Annotated in this window: 17 protein-coding genes; 13 read left to right on the plus strand and 4 right to left on the minus strand. The window is 69.3% G+C overall.

Annotated elements, in window-relative coordinates; genetic code table 11:
- Positions 1 to 4: 4 nt before the first annotated feature.
- On the minus strand, positions 5 to 1237 hold the full coding sequence (locus NBY65_RS20620) for an efflux RND transporter periplasmic adaptor subunit (RefSeq protein WP_162530432.1): 1233 nt from the start codon (positions 1235 to 1237) through the stop codon (positions 5 to 7).
- A 119-nt stretch (positions 1238 to 1356) separates the two neighbouring features.
- Between NBY65_RS20620 and NBY65_RS20625 the strand changes: the two genes are divergently transcribed.
- The 6 genes from NBY65_RS20625 (at position 1357) to NBY65_RS33895 (ending at position 5444) form a co-directional block, all read left to right on the plus strand.
- Positions 1357 to 2064 (plus strand): TetR/AcrR family transcriptional regulator, encoded by a 708-nt coding sequence (locus NBY65_RS20625; RefSeq protein ID WP_150039510.1) that lies wholly within the window; start codon positions 1357 to 1359, stop codon positions 2062 to 2064.
- 114 nt (positions 2065 to 2178) lie between these two features.
- On the plus strand, positions 2179 to 3012 hold the full coding sequence (locus NBY65_RS20630; RefSeq protein ID WP_150039511.1) for a hypothetical protein: 834 nt from the start codon (positions 2179 to 2181) through the stop codon (positions 3010 to 3012).
- 229 nt (positions 3013 to 3241) lie between these two features.
- A complete protein-coding gene (locus tag NBY65_RS20635) occupies positions 3242 to 4282 on the plus strand; it encodes a PAS domain-containing protein (RefSeq protein ID WP_150039512.1) in 1041 nt (346 codons plus the stop codon).
- Positions 4255 to 4542 (plus strand): diguanylate cyclase, encoded by a 288-nt coding sequence (locus tag NBY65_RS20640; protein ID WP_162530433.1) that lies wholly within the window; start codon positions 4255 to 4257, stop codon positions 4540 to 4542. The genes NBY65_RS20635 and NBY65_RS20640 overlap by 28 nt, the downstream gene beginning before the upstream one ends.
- Positions 4463 to 5086, plus strand: a complete 624-nt coding sequence (locus tag NBY65_RS20645; protein WP_150039514.1) for a GGDEF domain-containing protein — start codon at positions 4463 to 4465, stop codon at positions 5084 to 5086. Before NBY65_RS20640 ends, NBY65_RS20645 begins: the two co-directional genes overlap by 80 nt.
- Before the next feature lie 223 nt (positions 5087 to 5309).
- Complete coding sequence (locus NBY65_RS33895; RefSeq protein WP_275266246.1) at positions 5310 to 5444, plus strand: hypothetical protein; 135 nt, start codon at positions 5310 to 5312, stop codon at positions 5442 to 5444.
- A gap of 128 nt (positions 5445 to 5572) precedes the next feature.
- Here NBY65_RS33895 and NBY65_RS20650 read toward each other — a convergent pair whose 3' ends face one another.
- From NBY65_RS20650 to NBY65_RS20660, 3 genes are all read right to left on the minus strand, one after another.
- On the minus strand, positions 5573 to 6028 hold the full coding sequence (locus NBY65_RS20650) for a carboxymuconolactone decarboxylase family protein (RefSeq protein WP_150039515.1): 456 nt from the start codon (positions 6026 to 6028) through the stop codon (positions 5573 to 5575).
- A 20-nt stretch (positions 6029 to 6048) separates the two neighbouring features.
- Positions 6049 to 6468: a cupin domain-containing protein gene (locus NBY65_RS20655; RefSeq protein ID WP_150039516.1), complete on the minus strand. Its 420-nt coding sequence runs from the start codon at positions 6466 to 6468 to the stop codon at positions 6049 to 6051.
- 173 nt (positions 6469 to 6641) lie between these two features.
- Complete coding sequence (locus NBY65_RS20660) at positions 6642 to 7259, minus strand: hypothetical protein (protein WP_150039517.1); 618 nt, start codon at positions 7257 to 7259, stop codon at positions 6642 to 6644.
- Between the two features lie 615 nt (positions 7260 to 7874).
- On the opposite strand from NBY65_RS20660, the gene NBY65_RS20665 reads away from it, so the two are divergent.
- From NBY65_RS20665 to NBY65_RS20695, 7 genes are all read left to right on the plus strand, one after another.
- Positions 7875 to 10976 carry a response regulator gene (locus tag NBY65_RS20665; protein WP_150039518.1) on the plus strand — a complete coding sequence of 1034 codons (3102 nt, stop codon included), beginning with the start codon at positions 7875 to 7877 and terminating at the stop codon, positions 10974 to 10976.
- A gap of 267 nt (positions 10977 to 11243) precedes the next feature.
- Positions 11244 to 11909, plus strand: a complete 666-nt coding sequence (locus NBY65_RS20670; protein WP_162530434.1) for an amino acid ABC transporter permease — start codon at positions 11244 to 11246, stop codon at positions 11907 to 11909.
- Positions 11910 to 11913: 4 nt separating this feature from the next.
- The gene (locus NBY65_RS20675) at positions 11914 to 12678 is read left to right on the plus strand and encodes an amino acid ABC transporter ATP-binding protein (RefSeq protein ID WP_275266250.1); all 765 of its coding nucleotides are present in this window, start codon (positions 11914 to 11916) and stop codon (positions 12676 to 12678) included.
- 20 nt (positions 12679 to 12698) lie between these two features.
- Positions 12699 to 13553, plus strand: coding sequence for a substrate-binding periplasmic protein (locus tag NBY65_RS20680; protein WP_239002690.1), 855 nt, complete (start codon positions 12699 to 12701; stop codon positions 13551 to 13553).
- A 130-nt stretch (positions 13554 to 13683) separates the two neighbouring features.
- Positions 13684 to 14757 carry an arginase family protein gene (locus NBY65_RS20685; protein ID WP_239002691.1) on the plus strand — a complete coding sequence of 358 codons (1074 nt, stop codon included), beginning with the start codon at positions 13684 to 13686 and terminating at the stop codon, positions 14755 to 14757.
- A complete protein-coding gene (locus NBY65_RS20690; protein ID WP_150039520.1) occupies positions 14738 to 15307 on the plus strand; it encodes a helix-turn-helix domain-containing protein in 570 nt (189 codons plus the stop codon). Before NBY65_RS20685 ends, NBY65_RS20690 begins: the two co-directional genes overlap by 20 nt.
- Before the next feature lie 9 nt (positions 15308 to 15316).
- Positions 15317 to 16564 (plus strand): M20 family metallo-hydrolase, encoded by a 1248-nt coding sequence (locus tag NBY65_RS20695; protein WP_150039521.1) that lies wholly within the window; start codon positions 15317 to 15319, stop codon positions 16562 to 16564.
- The last annotated feature ends 11 nt before the right edge of the window (positions 16565 to 16575 follow it).

Consider the following 16575-nt stretch of genomic DNA (forward strand, 5'->3'; position numbering starts at 1 on the left):
TGCCTCAGCGGGTCGCGGGAGCGGCGGAGGCGGACGCGGCCTTGGACGCCGCGACGTCCTGCGGCGTGACCTGCGCGCCCGGGCGGATGCGCTGCACGCCGTCGACGATCACCTTGTCGCCGGCGGCGAGGCCGGAGGTGACCAGCCAGGCATTGCCGATGCTGCGGTCGACCTTCAGGATGCGTTGCGCCACCTTCTGGTCCTGGTCCACCACCAGGGCGGTTGCCTCGCCCTGCGTGTTGCGCGTCACCGCCTGCTGCGGCACCAGCAGGGCATGGTCGTTGACGCCCTCCTCGATCTGCGCGCGGACGAACATGCCGGGTAGCAGCAGCGCGTCGGGATTTGGGAACACCAGGCGCAGCGTGACCGAGCCGGTGCCCTGGTCGACGCTGACCTCGGAGAACTGCAGTCGGCCGACATGCGGATATTCGCTGCCGTCCTCGAGGAACAATTTCACCGGGGCCTGATCCTCGCCGCTGCGGCGCAGCTGGCCTGCCGCCCATTCGCGCCGCAGCCGCAACAGCACGCTGCTCGGCTGGGTCACGTCCACGTAGATCGGGTCGAGCTGGGTGATGGTGACCAGCGTGGTGGTCTGGCTCGCGGTGACCAGCGCGCCCGGGGTGACGGAGGAGCGGCTGGTGCGGCCGGAGATCGGCGCCATCATCCGGGTGTAGTCGAGATTGATCTGGGCCGTCTGCACCGCGGCCTGGGCGGAGGCGACATCGGCCTCGGCTTCCCGCAGCGTGGCCATGGCGTTGTCGTAATCGAGCGGGCTGACCGCGCGCGCCTGCGCCAGCGGCCGGTAGCGGTTGACGGTGAGGCGGGCGGAGGTGACGGAGGCTTCCGCCTTTGCCAGCGTGGCACGGGCAGAGGCAAGGCTGGCGCGATAGGGAGCCGGATCGATCTGATAGAGCTGCTGACCTGCCTTGACGTCGCGGCCTTCGGTGAACAGCCGGCTCTGCACGATGCCACCGACCTGCGGCCGTACATCGGCGACCTGGTAGGCATTGGTGCGGCCGGGCAGGTCGGTGGTGATCGAGACCGGCTGACTTTGCAGCGTCACCACCCCGACCGGCGCCGGCCCCTGGGCCGCGGCGCCATGGGCCTGGGTCTGCTGCTCCTTGCAGCCGGCCAGGGCCAGCATGAGGGCGAGCGGGGCGAGGAGGGGTACCGTACCCGGCAGCCGCAGTCCGCGGAGGAGGGCAGGCGCGGCATTCTGAGCCGGCGGTCGCGGCATGGGAGGGGCCTCTTTCAAACAGCCATAACGCACAGATGGCGTTATGAAATGCTCTTGGCACGATTGTCAATAAACCGTACTGTACGGTCCAGTTAACGAATTCCGGGAGGCATTAAGGATTGCGAGTCCGCACCGACAGGAAACGTGACGAGATTCTGCAGATCGCCCGCGCCGCCTTCCTGCAGCACGGCTATGCTGCCACCTCCATGGCCGCCATCGCCGCCGCGGTCGGCGGCTCCAAGAGCACGTTGTATGGCTACTTTCCCACCAAGGAGGCGCTGTTCGGCGCGGTCGTGCACAGCGTCGGCGAGAAGCACGTGGTGCCGGTGCTGTCGATCCTGGACGGCAAGGGCAGCCCGCGGGAGATCCTGGGCGAACTGGCGCGCGCGGTGATCCGCTTCCTGCTGCTGCCGGAGGCGGTCGCCTCGTACCGGATGGTGATCGCCGAGGCGGGGCGCTTCCCCGAGCTGGGGCGCACCTTCTTTGCCCATGGACCACAGCGGGGGCTGGGGCGGATCGCCGCCTGGATTCAGGCGCAGATCGAGGCCGGCCGGTTGCATCCGGCCGATCCGGCGTGGCTGGCGCAGCAATTCGGCGCCATGTGTGAGGCCGGGCCGTGCAAGGCGACGCTGTGCGGCGTGACCCGCCGCGTGTCGGCACGCGAGCAGGCAGCGCTGGCAAATTTCGTTGTCGAAACATTCCTGCGTGCCCATGCCACCCCCGAAGGTGACGCGGTGTTTGGGCGAGAGCGGCCCGCGGCGCCGGACGCAGGCGGAGGGGCCGGGCAGGGCAAGGCGACGGCTCGGGGGGCGGCCCGGGCCATATAATCGTAATCGAAGCCGCAACCGGAACGGGAAAATACTGGAGTTTTCGGTTTTGCGGTTGTAATATTCCCCTGAATCACCCGTCGCCACCCAAGGTGGCGAAACCAACCGGATCGGATGCAGAAGTATCTCGATACCGGCATGAAAGTTCGCAGGTCCCCACATATGGTCTCGGTTCAGGGACACTCCGTCGGCTGGTCTTCCCAGGCCCTGGCACAATCCGGCACGACCCCGGTTGCGCCCCGGAGACGCGTCGATGGCCAGCGCAGCGCCACCGCCCACACGGCGGCGCGGGTTTCGTCCGTTGCCGCGATCGGGGATGGGCGGAGCATCGTCGCGCGGTTTGCGCCCGATTTGCAGCCGCTGCTGAGCAGCATGCGCTCGGTACCCAAGGACAGCCAGGCCCAGGCTGCCACCGTTGCCGACACACCGGCTGCCGCTGCCGCCGCCGCCTCTGCTTACGCATCCACCTCCGCTTCCACCTCGGATCCAAACGACACTGGCGACGCCACCGTCAGCGTCACGCGGGAGCGTCAGCAGGCCGCGCAGTCGCCTGAGACGACCGCGCCGGACAATGCCAATGACCCCGGGGCGGCCGAAGCCGCGACAGCGACGGTGTCGTCGCCGCCGCGCACGGAGGAGCCGGTCGAGGAGACGCGGGACCCCACCGTGGCCTCCGCCCAGGGTAGCGCCGTCGCGCGCAGCAACGGGGCGGCGCGGGAGGATGAGGCCGAGGCGACCGCCGAGGTGGAGCCGTCGCCGAAGCATCAGGATGCGGGGGGGGTGGTCAACACGGCCGCTGAAGGCGCCCACGGCATCATCTTCGACCCCGGCACGAGCAATGACCAACTGGCCACGCAACGGATGACGCAGGAACTCGATCAGGCGCTGAAATCCTATGCCGCGGTCGACCGCGGCGGGCAGGTCGCGAATACCGGCCTGCTTGCCTGAGGCCGCCGGGGACCTTGTCCCCGGCCAGGGCGGCCGTTCGAAGGCCGCCTTCACCTCCTGGCGATCTGGTGACGGTGGGCGGGCTTGCGATGGCGGATGGCGCCGCGCTGATCCGCCCTATGCCTGCTTTACCTTTGAAATCCATAAATTTTCCCGACGACGCAGGGGCGGCGCGTCGGTTTTTCGGAGTGCAGGAAACGTCCTGACAGGACATGTCGTTTCCGGATAGGTGCGTCCTCGCATCGGCTACGGCGGAAGGACCCCGAGGCATGACGGCAAGACTGCTGGCAGGCGTCGGCGTCAGCCGCCCGGGGATCTGTTCGACAAGGCGCTCTCGACGCTGTCGGAACTGTTCTCGGCCGATATCGTCGCCCTGCTCGATCCCGCCGGCACCGGCACCATGGCGCCGCTGGCGGCGATCGGCCTGCCCGAGGATAGCGTGTCCCTGCCGATGTCGGATGCGGCGGAGGGCCATCTCGCGACGGTGATGCGCACCCAGGCGCCGGTGCTGGTGGACGCGGCCGCGGACGCGCGGGTGGAGGCGCAACTGCGCGCGCTCGGGGTGGAGGCGATGGTCTGGCTGCCGATGCCCGGCAGCCATGACATCCGCGGGGCGCTGCTGCTGGCCCCGCCGCGCGGACGGCTGGAATGCCTCGCCGCGGATGGCTTTGAACCCGTGGCGCCCGATTCCATGGCGGCCTGGACCGAATTCGCCGAACGGCTGCGCGCGGCGATGACGGGCGAAAGCTGGAGCAGCCGCGACGTGCGCGCGGCCGCGCGGGGGCTCGGCGTGGCCCTGCCCGCGGCGACGCCGCTGCTGGCCGGCTTCGCGGTGACGCTGGGAGGCGAAGGCCAGAGCGCCGGCCTGCTGCTGGGCCTGCGCCGCGCCGCCGCGCCGTTCAGCTCCGGGGCGCTGCAGGCGGCCGCGCTCTATGCCGGGCAGGTCGCCGCCTCGCTGGAGAACGCTCGCCTCTATGGCGCGGTGCGCGACAGCCATGAACGCTTCCGCGCGCTGGTCCGCAGCGTCTCCGATGTCATCGCCATCCTCGCCGCCGACGGCACGATCCAGTACGCGAGCCCGGCCGCGGAGGCGCTCTGGGCGGTGCCGCCCGAGCAGTTGCGCGGCCAGACCCTGCTGCAGCGGGTGCACCCGGAGGATGCCGCGGCGGCGCGGGATCTGCTCGCCGGGGTCCGCGCCCAGGCCGGCTGCACCATGACGCAGGCGCTGCGGCTGCGGCGCGAGTGCGGCACCTGGCGCGACTTCAGCTGATCGTCACCAACCTCCTCGACGAGTCCGCGGTCGGCGGCATCGTCGCCACCTGCCACGACGTGACGGAACGCCGGACCTACGAGCGCGAACTCACCACGTTCGCCTTCACCGATCCGCTGACCGGGCTCGCCAACCGCGCCTGCTTCAAGGAACGCCTGCAGCAGGCGCTTGCGGCGGCCGATGCCGGGGGGGCGCTCGATCGGCGTGCTGTTCCTCGATCTCGACAACTTCAAGTTCATCAACGACAGCCTCGGCCATGACTGGGGCGACCGGGTGCTGCACACCGTCGCGGCCCGGCTGCGGGCGGAGCTGCGGGCCGGCGATCTCGCGGCCCGCCTCGGCGGCGACGGGTTCACCGTGCTGCTCGGCGACGTCACCGCGCCCGCGCAGGTGCAGCGCCTGGCCGCGCGGCTGATCGCCTCGCTGCGCGAGCCGATGGGCTTCGAGGGCCCCACCCTGTCCGTGGGCAGCAGCATCGGCATCGCCATCAGCCATCCGGGAGAGGACAGCGTCGACGAGTTGCTGCGCAAGGCCGATTTGGCGATGTACACGGCCAAGCACGACGGCAAGGGCTGCCACGCGCTGTTCGATGCCCGGCTCAGCGCCGCCGCGCAGCACCGCCTGGACCTGGAGACGGAGCTGCGCCGGGCACGAGACCGAGCCGCAGGCCGCCTGGCTCGAAGGGCTGGGCTGCCGGCTGGGGCAGGGCTTCCTGTTCGCGCCCGCCCTGCCGGCCGACGCCTTCGCCCGGCTGTGGCGGCAACAGACGGCGGCCGCCGCCGGAGCACCGGCCCGCAGGGCTGAATGCGGCGTGCGCATGGATATTACGAAACAAATACAATACTCGGAAGGGATCGGAAATCTTGTTGTGATTTAGAATTGTTCCGTATTTATAATTGATGCGAGATGGGGTGATGTTTGCTGCAATGCAGCGATTTCGCATGCCTGTCCGGCACAATGACGTCCGCTTGTGCGTGCAAGCCAGGATTATCCTGCTTCTGCACTTCAAGGACAGGGGGACAGGTGCATGTGGACGGCGTTTGTACAGCTCATCGAGTCCGTGGTGGATTTCTGCGAGAAACACGGGCGCGAAATGGCCTGGGAAGACGACCCTGTTAAGCGCGATGCCCGGGAAACCGAGCTGCCCAGGCAGGCCTCCTGAGCGCCTGCGCCGGGACGCCGGGTCGATCGCCTGCGGGAGCCGGGCATGAATGAGGCAGCGGATCGGCGGGGAAACCGTGCGTGGTTTCCCTCCCGATCCGCTGCGCTGACCCGCCTGCTGCGCGCCGCTCAGGCCGCCTTGTCGATCGGGTGGCGGAAGCGGAAGCCGACGGCGATCCGGTTCCAGACATTGATGGCGCCGATGGCAACCGTCAGCCTGACGATGTCCTCGGCGCTGAAATGCCCGGCCAGCGCCGCGTAGTCGGCATCCGGAATCCCGGTCCGGGCGATCTCGGTGACGCTTTCCACCCAGGCGAGCAAGGCCCGCTCGCGCGTGTCGTAGAGTGGTGATGCCCGCCAGACGCAGAGCAGGTTGATCCACTGCTCGGTCAGGCCGTCACGGCGCGCTTCCTTGACATGCATGTCGACGCAGAAGGCGCAGCCGTTGATCTGCGAGGCGCACAGCTTGACCAGGTGGATCAGCCGCGGCTCCAGGCCGCTGTTCTTGACGTAGGTCTCCAGCCCCATGACGGCCTGGTAGGCGTCGGGCGCGACCCTGGCGGGGTTGAGACGGGGCGACGACATCGGGTGTCTCCTGCTGGTTTCTATTCCCTGTCGGGGATGGTCAGCACGGTCTCGTCGGTGTTGACCACGAACACGGCGAGGAGACGGGCGGGGGCGGTGGCGCTCGCGTTGGCGCTGACGGCGTGATGCGCCCCTGGCGTTTCGAAGAAGGTGTCGCCCTTGCGATAGACGGCCTCGGGCGCGTCGCCGACCTTGCTGCGGATCGCGCCGTCGAGGACGGTGGCGGCGATGAAGGCCGAGGGGGCGTGCGTGTGCGCGGCCGAGTGACCACCCGGCCCGTATTCGACCAGCACGCCCTTGACGCTCTTGCCCGGCAGGTTCGGCAAGGTGTGAGCGAAGATCTGCGTGATCTTCGCCTCACGGTCGGCACCGTCCTGGGCGGAGGCGGGCGCGGCCATGAGGGCGGCAGCGAGGATCATGCCTGCGACCCTGGTGAACATGCGTCATCTCCTGCGTGGATGCGCATTCACCATGATGCCGGCAGGCACGAACGACAGCCCCGGGACCGGGAAAGTGATTGGCCCGGGACGGACAAGATCTTGTTCGGGCAGGTGATGCGCGCCGGCCATGACGTGCCGGCGCGCATCACCCACCCTGGTGAGCCGTGTGGCGATCAGCGGCCGCCGCCACTCGGGGTTTCGGGATTGTTGTTCTCGCCCCAGATGACGATCGGGGCGGCCGGCTTCGCCGCCGTGACCTTCACCGCCAGCGCCTGGCTGACCACCGCCGTCACCGTCTCGCCGACCTTGAGCTTCGACAGCAGGGCGATCCGCGCGGGATTGGTGACCACGACGGTGCGCACGGTGCCGCCCGAGGGATCGACAACATCAATGCTGTGCGCCGCCAGGTCGATGCCGACCACGACCACGCTGATCCTGGCCAACTGCAGGGCTTCGCCGCTCGGTGCACTGACCTCGCGGGCGACGACCCGCTCGATCTCGTCCTGCGGGGCTGCCACGCCGGGAGGCCAGACCTCGAACGCGACGGACCGGTAGTACTGCGCATCGACGATATCACCGACCTGGAGCTGGCTGAGATCGACCGCCGAGCCCGCGGTCACGGTGACGCGCTGGCCACTGGCCCCCGCGAGGCCGATGGCACGCGTCTGGGGATCAATGGCGGTGATCTTGGCGTGGAGGGTCGCGATCTCCGGGGCCGGGACCGGGCTGGTGATCGGGTTGGGCTGCGGGGGCAGGCCCTGCCCGGAGACGGGGGAAACGAACGGCAACATAGCCGCAGTCACAATGACGGAAACGGTGAGCAAGAACCTCTGAGTTGACATGGTATTCTCTTGGGCTGTGGCACTGGATTGTCGTACGTTTCTGATATTATGTTCGATTCGGATGCTTTGATAGTATCAACCAATAAGACTTGATGTCGAAGTGGATGGGGAATTTTCGCCCCGTCGACCACGACGCATCACCTCCACTGCCTCGTGCGTTTCCATATGCCCGGCGGGTGAGGGGAGTGATGTACCGCCTGCCAGAACAGGCGGCTTTGCCCTGCAGCGGGTTAAGCTGCGCGCATGTCAGGACGTACGATATCGCCCCGGACGTTCAACGCCCGCTGCCGGAGGGTGAGCGTCGCGTTGTGCCCGGCAGCCGCTGCGGGGGCGCACCTATTTGCAGGATTCGTCGGTGGAATCGAGCACTTTTCCTTGAGCGAGACGGGGCGGCAGCGGACCCGGCCAGCCCGTGTCAGGCCAGGCGTGCGAAGTCTGGAAACTTGAGCGGACGCAAGGAAGTTTAGAGAATGCTGGAGAAGATGCGCCGATTTGGCTAGGGCTGGAGGCCATCCATGCGCCCGGATCCGTCCTGCGCGGCGGGCCCGGGGTGGGAGGTCGGCCTTGGGAAGATTTGACGCCATGGGTGGCGCCGCACCCTCGCTGCGGATGCGTCTCTCCCTGCTTGTCATCGCCGCCCTGTTGCCGATGGTGCTGCTGGTGGGGGTGATGGCCGGCATCGACTACCAGACCGACCGTGCCATAGCGGCGCAGCGGACGCAGGAGGTGGCGCGTGGCCTCGCCCTTGCCGTCGAAGGCGAGCTGGGCGCGCGCATCGCCGCCCTGCGGACGCTCGCCGGATCCCGTTCGCTGGCGGTCGGCGACCTGGCGGCATTCCGGGAACTGGCCGAGGCAATGCAGCGGCGCGAGGATCCAGGCGGCAACATCCTGCTGTTGCGCGAGGACGGGCAGGTGTTGATGGATCTGGTGCTGCCGCCGGGCGTGCCGTTGCCGGTGCGGGAGGAGACGACGACCTTGCGGCGCGTCTTCGCCACCGGCGAGCCCGCGGTGTCCGACGTGTTCGCCCCCGTGCCGGCGCGGCCGCCGCGCGTGGCCATCGACGTGCCGGTCCACCGCCCCGACGGCAGCGTGGGGCTGGTGCTCAGCATGATTCCCTCGCCGGGCGCCTTCCACGGGGCGATCCGGCGGCAGCGCCCGCCAGCGAGCTGGACCGTAGCCGTCTTTGACCGCAGCGGCGTGATCATGGCGCGCCAGCCGGATCCGGATCGCTTCGTGGGGGTGCAGGCGCCGCCCTCCTTCCTGCCGCAACTGCTCGGCAGCGACGAGGGCACGGGGGAATCGACCTCGCTCGATGGCACCAAGCTGCTCTCGGCCTGGAGCCGTCCCGGCCCCTCCGGCTGGAGCGTGGGCGTCGGCGTGCCGCGCACGGAATTCCTGGCCCCGCTGTGGCAGGAGCTGGGCGCGACCTGCGGCTGCTTCGCGCTGGCACTGCTGGCGGCGCTGGGACTGGCCCGGCTTGCGGCGTCGCGCATCGCCGCCCCGGTGCGCGCGCTCGCCAACCTGCCGCTGATGGAGCGGGTGATGGCGAAGGACATACCCTCGCTGGGCCTGCGCGAGGCCGACACCACCGCCACCCTGCTGGTCACCGCCCTGCGCGAGCGGCGCATCGCCGTGGCGGCGCGGGCGAAGCGGGAGGCCGAGTTCCGCGAGGCCCAGCGCGTCGCCCATATCGGCAGTTGGCACTGGGACGCAGCGAGCGACGCCACCAGCGGATCAGACGAGCTGTTGCGCATCTTCGGGCTGGATCCGGCCACGCAGACGATGCCGGGCTTCCGCGAGCAATGGGGGAGCTTCTTTCCGCCGGAGATCTGGCAACGGATCAACGCGGCGATGCAGCGGGCGCTGGCGACGGGGGAGGGATATGCGCTGGATGTGCCGGCGTTGCGCAGCGGCGAGCCGATCTGGGTGACGACCCGCGGCGAGGTGGTGCAGGACGCCGCCGGGCGTGTGGTCGGGCTGCGCGGCACGGTGCAGGACATCACCGCGCGCAAGCTGGCCGAGGCGGCGCTGCTGGAGAGCCGGGCGACGCTGGAGGCGGCGCTGGCCGCCATGACCGATGCCGTGTTCATTTCCGACACCGACGGCAATTTCATCCATTTCAACGATGCCTTCGCGACATTCCACCGCTTTGCGTGCAAGGACGAGTGCGCCCGCACGCTCGCGGCGTATCCGGCCTTCCTGGAGGTCTTCCTGGAAGGCGGTGATCCGGTCCCGCTGGAGCAGTGGGCGGTGTCGCGGGCGCTGCGCGGGGAGACAGCCGTGGGCGTCGTCTACCGGCTGCGGCGCAAGGATACATGGGAGAGCTGGGTCGGCAGCTACAACCTGGCCCCGATCCGCGACGGGCAGGGTCGCATCGTCGGCTCGGTCGTCACGGCACGCGACATCACCGAGCGGCTGCGCGCGGACGAGGCGCTGGCCGAACTGAACCGGACCCTGGAAGAGCGGGTGCGCGACGAGATCGCGGCGCGGGAGGCGGTACAGGAGCGGGCCAAGCACGCCCAGCACATGCAGGCGCTGGGACAGATCGCCGCCGGGGTCGCGCACGAGTTCAACAACATCCTGCAGGCGGTGCAGGGCGGGCTGGGCCTGATCGAGGCCCGCGCCGGCGATGTCGCCAGCGTGCGCAGGTTCGCGCGCATCGCCGCCGGCGCGGCCGGGCGCGGCTCGGTCATCACCGGCCGCCTGCTGTCCTTTGCCCAGCGCAGCAGTGTCCGCCCCGAGCGGATCGATCCGGTGGCCATGCTCGACGCCATTCGCGACGTGCTGGCCCATACGCTCGGCAGCCAGGTCACGGTGCGGCTCGACCTGCATCCGATGCTGCCCGCGGTGGTCGTGGACAAGGCCGAGCTGGAAACGGCGCTGGTCAATCTCGGTACCAATGCGCGCGACGCCATGCCGCTGGGTGGCGCGCTGACCCTGGCCGCCGCAGTCGACACGATTACGACCGGGTGGACGTGTCCGGTGCCGCTGCGGCCCGGGCGCTATGTCCGCCTCGCGGTCAGCGACGTCGGCACCGGCATGGATGCGGCGACGCTGGCGCGGGCCACCGATCCGTTCTTCACCACCAAGCCGATCGGCACCGGCACCGGGCTCGGGCTGTCGATGGCGAAGGGATTCGCCGAGCAGAGCGGGGGCGGGCTCGCCATCGCCAGCACGCCCGGCCACGGCACCACCGTCACGCTCTGGCTGCCGGTGGCGCCGGAGGAGACGCGGGAAGGCCGGCTGCCGGCAGCGCACGGGCCACGCCCCACCGCCCCGCTCACGCCGCGGGTGCTGCTGGTGGATGACGAGGAGATGTTGCGCGAAACCCTGGCCGCAGGCCTGGAAGATTCAGGCTTCGCGGTGCTGGTGGCGCAGAGCGGTGCCGAGGCACTGGCCCTGCTGGAGGCGGGCGAGGCAGTGGACGTGCTGGTCACGGATCTGTCCATGCCGGGCATGGACGGGATGTCGCTGATCCGCCAGGCGCGGGCGCGATGGTCGGCGCTGCCGGCGCTGGTGCTGACGGGATACCTCGAACTGGGCGAGCCGGGACACGAGGGAACGGGCGGGCCGCTCACGGTGCTGCGCAAGCCGATCGGCGCGGCCGAACTCGCGGCACGGCTGGAAGGGGTGCTCGGCCGGACCGGGCGCCCGCAGGGGACATAGGCGTTCCGACAGGCCGTGTTGGCGGGACGTTGTCCCGCACCCGACCATCATGCCGAACATTGCGATGGCGGATGGCGCTGCACTGATCCGCCCTGCCCGTGGCGGGCCACATGACGATTAAAGAATAAGCAGAATTCCGCTTATAAAAAGGGCATAAATTTCTCAGCTTTCTCCCTTGCTCAAAACGCCGCCATGCCCGTAGATATGTTGAGTGATACTCAACTTCACGCCGGCCCCGGTCCGGCCCCAAGCCGCAGCAGGTTCCCCGTGGGATACGAGTGGCATTTTGCCGAGCTGGCCAAATACTGGCCGATCTTCGTTCGTGGCGGGTTGGTCACGTTGCAGATCACCATCGGTTCGGCCTGCCTCGCCCTGGCGATCGGCCTGCCCGCGGGGATCGCCAAGGAATCCCGTTTCGGCTCGTTGCGATTGCTCGCCACCGCCTATATCGAACTGATCCGCGGCACGCCGGCGCTGGTGCAGATCGTCTGGATCTATTACTGCCTGCCGATCCTGACCGGCCTGCAACTGCCCGGCCAGACGACGATGATCGTGGCGCTCGGGGTGCATGCCGGCGCCTATGTCGCCGAGATCTTCCGCGCCGGCATCAATGCGGTCGATCGCGGCCAGTTCGCCGCCGCCTACGCGCTCGGCATGTCGGAGGGACAGGCACTGCGGCGGATCATCCTGCCGCAGGCGGTGCAGAAGATGATCCCGCCCTTCATCAACGAATTCGCCAACCTGATGAAGCTGACCACGCTCGGCTCCTCGATCGCGGTCTACGAGCTGCTGCACGAATCGAACAACCTGATCGCCGCCATCTACCGCCCGCTGGAAGTCTACAGCGCGCTGGCCGTGGTGTTCTTCCTGATCACCTATCCCGTCATCCTCGCTTCCCGCCAACTCGAGAAGCGGCTGCGCGCCGCGCGTTGAGGCCATGACCCATATCCTCGAACTCCGCGGCGTTTCCAAGAGCTACGGGCCGCACCAGGTGCTCGCCGGCGTCGACCTTGCCGTGGCGCCGCACGAGGTGGTGGCGATCATCGGGCCGAGCGGCTCGGGCAAGAGCACACTGCTGAAATGCATCAACTTCCTCGAACCCTATGATGCGGGCGAGATCGTCTTCGACGGTGCCCTGGTCGGCTACGCCGAGCGGCGCGGGCGGCGGGTGCGCGCCCCGGACGCGGCGATCCGCGCGGTGCGGCGGCATATCGGCATGGTGTTCCAGAGCTTCAACCTGTTTCCGCACAAGACGGTCATCGAGAATATCGTCGAGGGGCCGATCCAGGTGCTCGGGCAAAGCCGTGACACTGCCTATGCCTATGCCGAGACGCTGCTCGGCAAGGTGAACCTGGGCGACAAGCGTGACGCCCGCCCGGCATCGCTCTCGGGCGGGCAGCAGCAGCGCGCGGCGATCGCCCGCGCTTTGGCGATGCGCCCGCGCATCATGCTGTTCGACGAGCCGACCTCGGCCCTTGATCCGGAGCTGGTGGGCGAGGTGCTGGAGACGATGCGCGAGCTGGCGGCCGAGGGCATGACCATGCTGGTGGTGACGCACGAGATGGGCTTCGCCCGCGAGGTCGCCAACCGCGTGGTCTTCATGGATGGCGGCCGGGTCGTCGAATCCGGCCCGCCAGAACTGATCTTTTCCAACCCGACGCAGACCCGCACACGCGATTTCCTGGCCCGCGTGCTGCACTGACCAGAGGAGACACCCCGACCATGCCCATGAGCTGGATCATGCGGCTCGCCGCCGCGTGCCTGCTGGCGGCTGCCGCGATCGCGACCGCGCCGCAACCGGCGGCGTCGCAGACACTGCAGGACATCGTCAGCCGCGGCGAGATCCGCATCGGCTACATCCCCGCGCCGCCCTCGGTGATCAAGGACCCCGTCTCCGGCGAGCTGGGCGGCTTCTCCATCGATGGCGCCCGCGAGATCGCGCGCATGATGGGGGTGAAGCCCGTGTTCATCGAGACCACCTGGGGCAATTTCGTCGCCGGGCTGCAGTCGGGCCAGTTCGACCTGTCCATCGCCGGCACCTTCGCCACGGTCCAGCGCGCCATGGTGGTGCAGTTCACCCGGCCGATCTTCTACCTCGGCTACGGCGCGGTGGTGCGCACCAACGATACGCGCTTCAAGACGCTGGAGGACATCAATGCGCCGGGCGTGAAGATCGCGGTGGTGCAGGGCGGCTCGGCCGAGGACTACGCGCGGCGCAACATGCCCAAGGCACAGGTGATCACGCTGGCCACCGGCAACCTGACCGCGGGCTTCGTCGAGGTCGCGGCCGGCCGCGCCGACGTCTCCATCGAGGACGCCTTCACCATCGACCGCTTCGTCACCCGCCAGCCTTCCGTGCGCAACCTGTTCGCCGGCAAGCCCTACAACTTCACCCCGATCGCCTGGAGCGTGCGTCGCGGCAATGCCGAGCTGGCGAACGTCATCAATACCGGCATCGAGGTGCTGCTGTCCTCGGGCCGCTGGGACGACATGACACGCGGGTTGGATGTCGGCACGCGGTTTATCGATGCACCGAACTTCGTGGCATGGCCGCGCCCGCCCGCCGGGGGGAACTGATACCGCAGCAGTGGCGGAGGGTGCGGCGGATTGCGCTGCGCTTATCCGCCCTACGACTTGTCCTCCTCCATTTGCTGAGGCCATTGCGGGAGCCGGGCGGCTCCCGCCCGTTCCGGAAAGGAAGGCTCGCGTGTCCTTCAAGTATCCCGACTGGTCCGAGTTCACCCGCGGCAGCTTCGTCGCCGGCAAGATGTTCCCCCGCCTGGCCGAGGACACCCCCACCTTCTTCGGCGTGCCGCATGCGCTCGACCGCAAGGACCTCGAGGGCGCCGACGTGGTGATCATCGGCGCACCCTACGTCGCCGGCTGGGGCAACCAGTATTTCGGCGTCGATAAGGCGGAGTGGCTGGCTTCCTGCAAACGGGTGCGGCAGCAATCCATCCGCTACCGCACCGGCTACATCCAGGATTTCAACCTCGACGTCTTCGAGAACATGCGCGTCGTCGACTACGGCGACGCGGCCATCCCCGAGCGCGCCAACACCGAGGGCACGGTTGACATCATCCTCGCCTCGCAGGCGGCGGTGGAGGCCAAGGTCAACGACGCGCTCGACGCCGGCGCGGTGCCGATCGTGATCGGCCAGAATTCGCCCTGCGGCTCCTTCGCCATCGCCAAGCCGGTCTCCGAGCACACCAGCGGCAAGGTCGGCATGGTCAGCCTGGATACCCATTGGGATTCGATGAAGTACGACCGCTTCTCGATGGATCCCCGCGTGGCCGGGTCGGGCAACTGGAAGGACGTGACCTATCGCGACCTGAAGAACTTCGATCCCTCGAAGCTCGTCGAGATCGGTGAGCGCGGCATGCTGGAATACAAGGAGATCGTGCGCGGCTTCCTCGATGCCGGCGCGACCTTCGTCTCCTCCTGGCGGTTGCGCACGGAACTCGGCATCCAGGGCACGGTGGACCTGCTGCCGAAAGCCTTCGAGGGCACCGAAGCGGTCTACGCGCATTTCGACCTCGACGTGATGGGCGGCTCGGGCCCCGCGCCGGGCGACATCCTCGGCGACCTCGCCGAGCCGATCGGCCTGACCGACTACGAGGTGATCCGGCTCGCCCACGAGACCGGAAAGCTCGGCGCCAACGCGCTGTCGTTCATCTGCATTCCGCCCGGCTCGCCGCTGATGTACCGTGTGGTGGTCTACTGCATCATGTATTTCATCGCGGGGCTGGCATTGAGGAAGCATGGACGGGCAGGACGCTGAGACCGGGCGGCTGATCCGCCAGGTCCGCAAGCGGGCGGGCAAGACGCTGGCCGTGGTGGCGCGGGACTGCGACTGCACGGTCAGCTTCCTCTCCAAGCTGGAGACCGGCCATACCCAGGCCTCGCTGAACATGCTGCACCGGATCGCGCATGCGCTCGGCGTCAATATCCGCACGCTGGTGCCCACCCAGGCCGGCGGGGCCTCGCGCATCGTGCGGGCGGGGACACGGCGCTTCCTCGCCGCCCCGCATATCCGCGGCGGCGACGGCATCCGGCTGGAGATGCTCTCCGGCCAGGGCGGGGAGGACGTGTTCCAGGTCAACCTGCACCACGTCGCCCCCGGCGGGCGCTCGGACGGGCAGATCGTGCATGACGGCGACGAGTTCATCTTCGTGCTCGCCGGCGAGATCGACCTGGAACTCGGTCCCGAGACGCACCGGCTGGGGGCGGGGGACGCGGCGTTCTTCCCCTCGCGCGAGCCGCATGGCTATTCCAATCCCGGCAGCGGCGAGGCCGTGGTGCTCTGGCTCAATTCGCCGCCGACCTACTGAGGGGACGCCATGCAGGCCAGTTCGTTCGTCCGCGGTGAGCGCCTGTGGCGGCACCAGGCGGAGATGGCGCGCTTCGGCGCGACCCCGGGCGGCGGCATCGACCGCCAGGCCTTCACCGCGGCCGAGATCGCGGCGCGCCAGGCGCTGCTGGGCTGGGCGCGGGCGCGCGGCTACGCGGCGAGCCTGGACGGCATCGCCAACCTGTTCATCCGGCGGCCGGGCCGGCGCGACGACCTCGCCCCGGTGCTGGTCGGCAGCCACCTGGATTCCCAGCCGCAGGGCGGCCGTTTCGACGGCACCTATGGCGTGCTCGCCGGCTTCGAGGCGCTGGAGGCGCTGGACGATTCCGGCATCACCACCGAGCGGCCGGTCGAGCTGGTGGCCTGGTCCAACGAGGAAGGCAGTCGTTTCCGCCCCGGCGCAATGGGCTCGCAGGTCTTCGTCGGCGCCCTGGCGGCGGAGGCGCTGGCGGGCGCGCAGGGCAATGACGGTGTGCCACTGGCCCAGGCGCTGGCGGCGACACGCGATGCCTTCGCGGGCGTGCCCCGCCGGGCGGCGGCGCCGGTGCACGCCCCGGTGCACGCCTATGTCGAGGCGCATATCGAGCAGGGGCCGGTGCTGGAACAACTCGGCGCGCCGATCGGGGTCGTGACCGGGGTCGCCGGGGCGCGCTGGTTCGATGTCACCCTGAGCGGGCGGACGGCGCATGCCGGCACCACGCCGCTGGCGGCGCGGCAGGACGCGCTGCAGGCGGCGCTGCGCTGCATCGCGGCGCTCAACGATGCGATGGCCGATCCCGCGGACCGGCTGCGCTTCACCGTCGGGCGGCTGACCGTGGCGCCGAACGTGCCGAACTCGGTGGCGAGCCTGGCGCGGTTTTCGATCGACCTGCGCCATCCCGACGCCGCCGAGCTGGAGGCGCGGGCCGGGCGCATCGCCACCGCCTGCGCCGCGGCGGCGCCGCCCTGCGCGCTGCGGATCGAGGAGACGATGACGATGCCGCCCGCGCCCTTCGACCCGGGCATCGCCGCGCTGATCGAGGCGCGGGCCCGGGCACTGGGACTGGCCGTGCACCGGCTGCCCTCGGGCGCCTTCCACGACGCCGCCTTCCTCGGCAGAATCTGCCCGGCCGGCATGATCTTCATCCCCTGCGCCGGCGGCATCAGCCACAACGAGGCCGAGAACGTGACACCCGAGGATGCGCTGGCCGGGGCATGCGTGCTGGCCGACGTGCTCGGCGCGCTGGCAGGCGCGTAAGGAGGGACGGT

Source organism: Rhodovastum atsumiense (assembly GCF_937425535.1).
GTDB lineage: Bacteria > Pseudomonadota > Alphaproteobacteria > Acetobacterales > Acetobacteraceae > Rhodovastum > Rhodovastum atsumiense.

Excerpts from the sequence above, each read along its gene's own strand:
- NBY65_RS20690 (WP_150039520.1), top strand. The coding sequence starts at position 14,738 with ATGGACGGGCAGGACGCTGAGACCGGGCGGCTGATCCGCCAGGTCCGC.
- NBY65_RS20650 (WP_150039515.1), bottom strand. The coding sequence starts at position 6,028 with ATGTCGTCGCCCCGTCTCAACCCCGCCAGGGTCGCGCCCGACGCCTAC.
- NBY65_RS20695 (WP_150039521.1), top strand. The coding sequence starts at position 15,317 with ATGCAGGCCAGTTCGTTCGTCCGCGGTGAGCGCCTGTGGCGGCACCAG.
- NBY65_RS20645 (WP_150039514.1), top strand. The coding sequence starts at position 4,463 with ATGCCGGGGGGGCGCTCGATCGGCGTGCTGTTCCTCGATCTCGACAAC.
- NBY65_RS20620 (WP_162530432.1), bottom strand. The coding sequence starts at position 1,237 with ATGCCGCGACCGCCGGCTCAGAATGCCGCGCCTGCCCTCCTCCGCGGA.
- NBY65_RS20660 (WP_150039517.1), bottom strand. The coding sequence starts at position 7,259 with ATGTTGCCGTTCGTTTCCCCCGTCTCCGGGCAGGGCCTGCCCCCGCAG.
- NBY65_RS33895 (WP_275266246.1), top strand. The coding sequence starts at position 5,310 with ATGTGGACGGCGTTTGTACAGCTCATCGAGTCCGTGGTGGATTTCTGC.
- NBY65_RS20675 (WP_275266250.1), top strand. The coding sequence starts at position 11,914 with ATGACCCATATCCTCGAACTCCGCGGCGTTTCCAAGAGCTACGGGCCG.
- NBY65_RS20655 (WP_150039516.1), bottom strand. The coding sequence starts at position 6,468 with ATGTTCACCAGGGTCGCAGGCATGATCCTCGCTGCCGCCCTCATGGCC.
- NBY65_RS20680 (WP_239002690.1), top strand. The coding sequence starts at position 12,699 with ATGCCCATGAGCTGGATCATGCGGCTCGCCGCCGCGTGCCTGCTGGCG.
- NBY65_RS20630 (WP_150039511.1), top strand. The coding sequence starts at position 2,179 with ATGCAGAAGTATCTCGATACCGGCATGAAAGTTCGCAGGTCCCCACAT.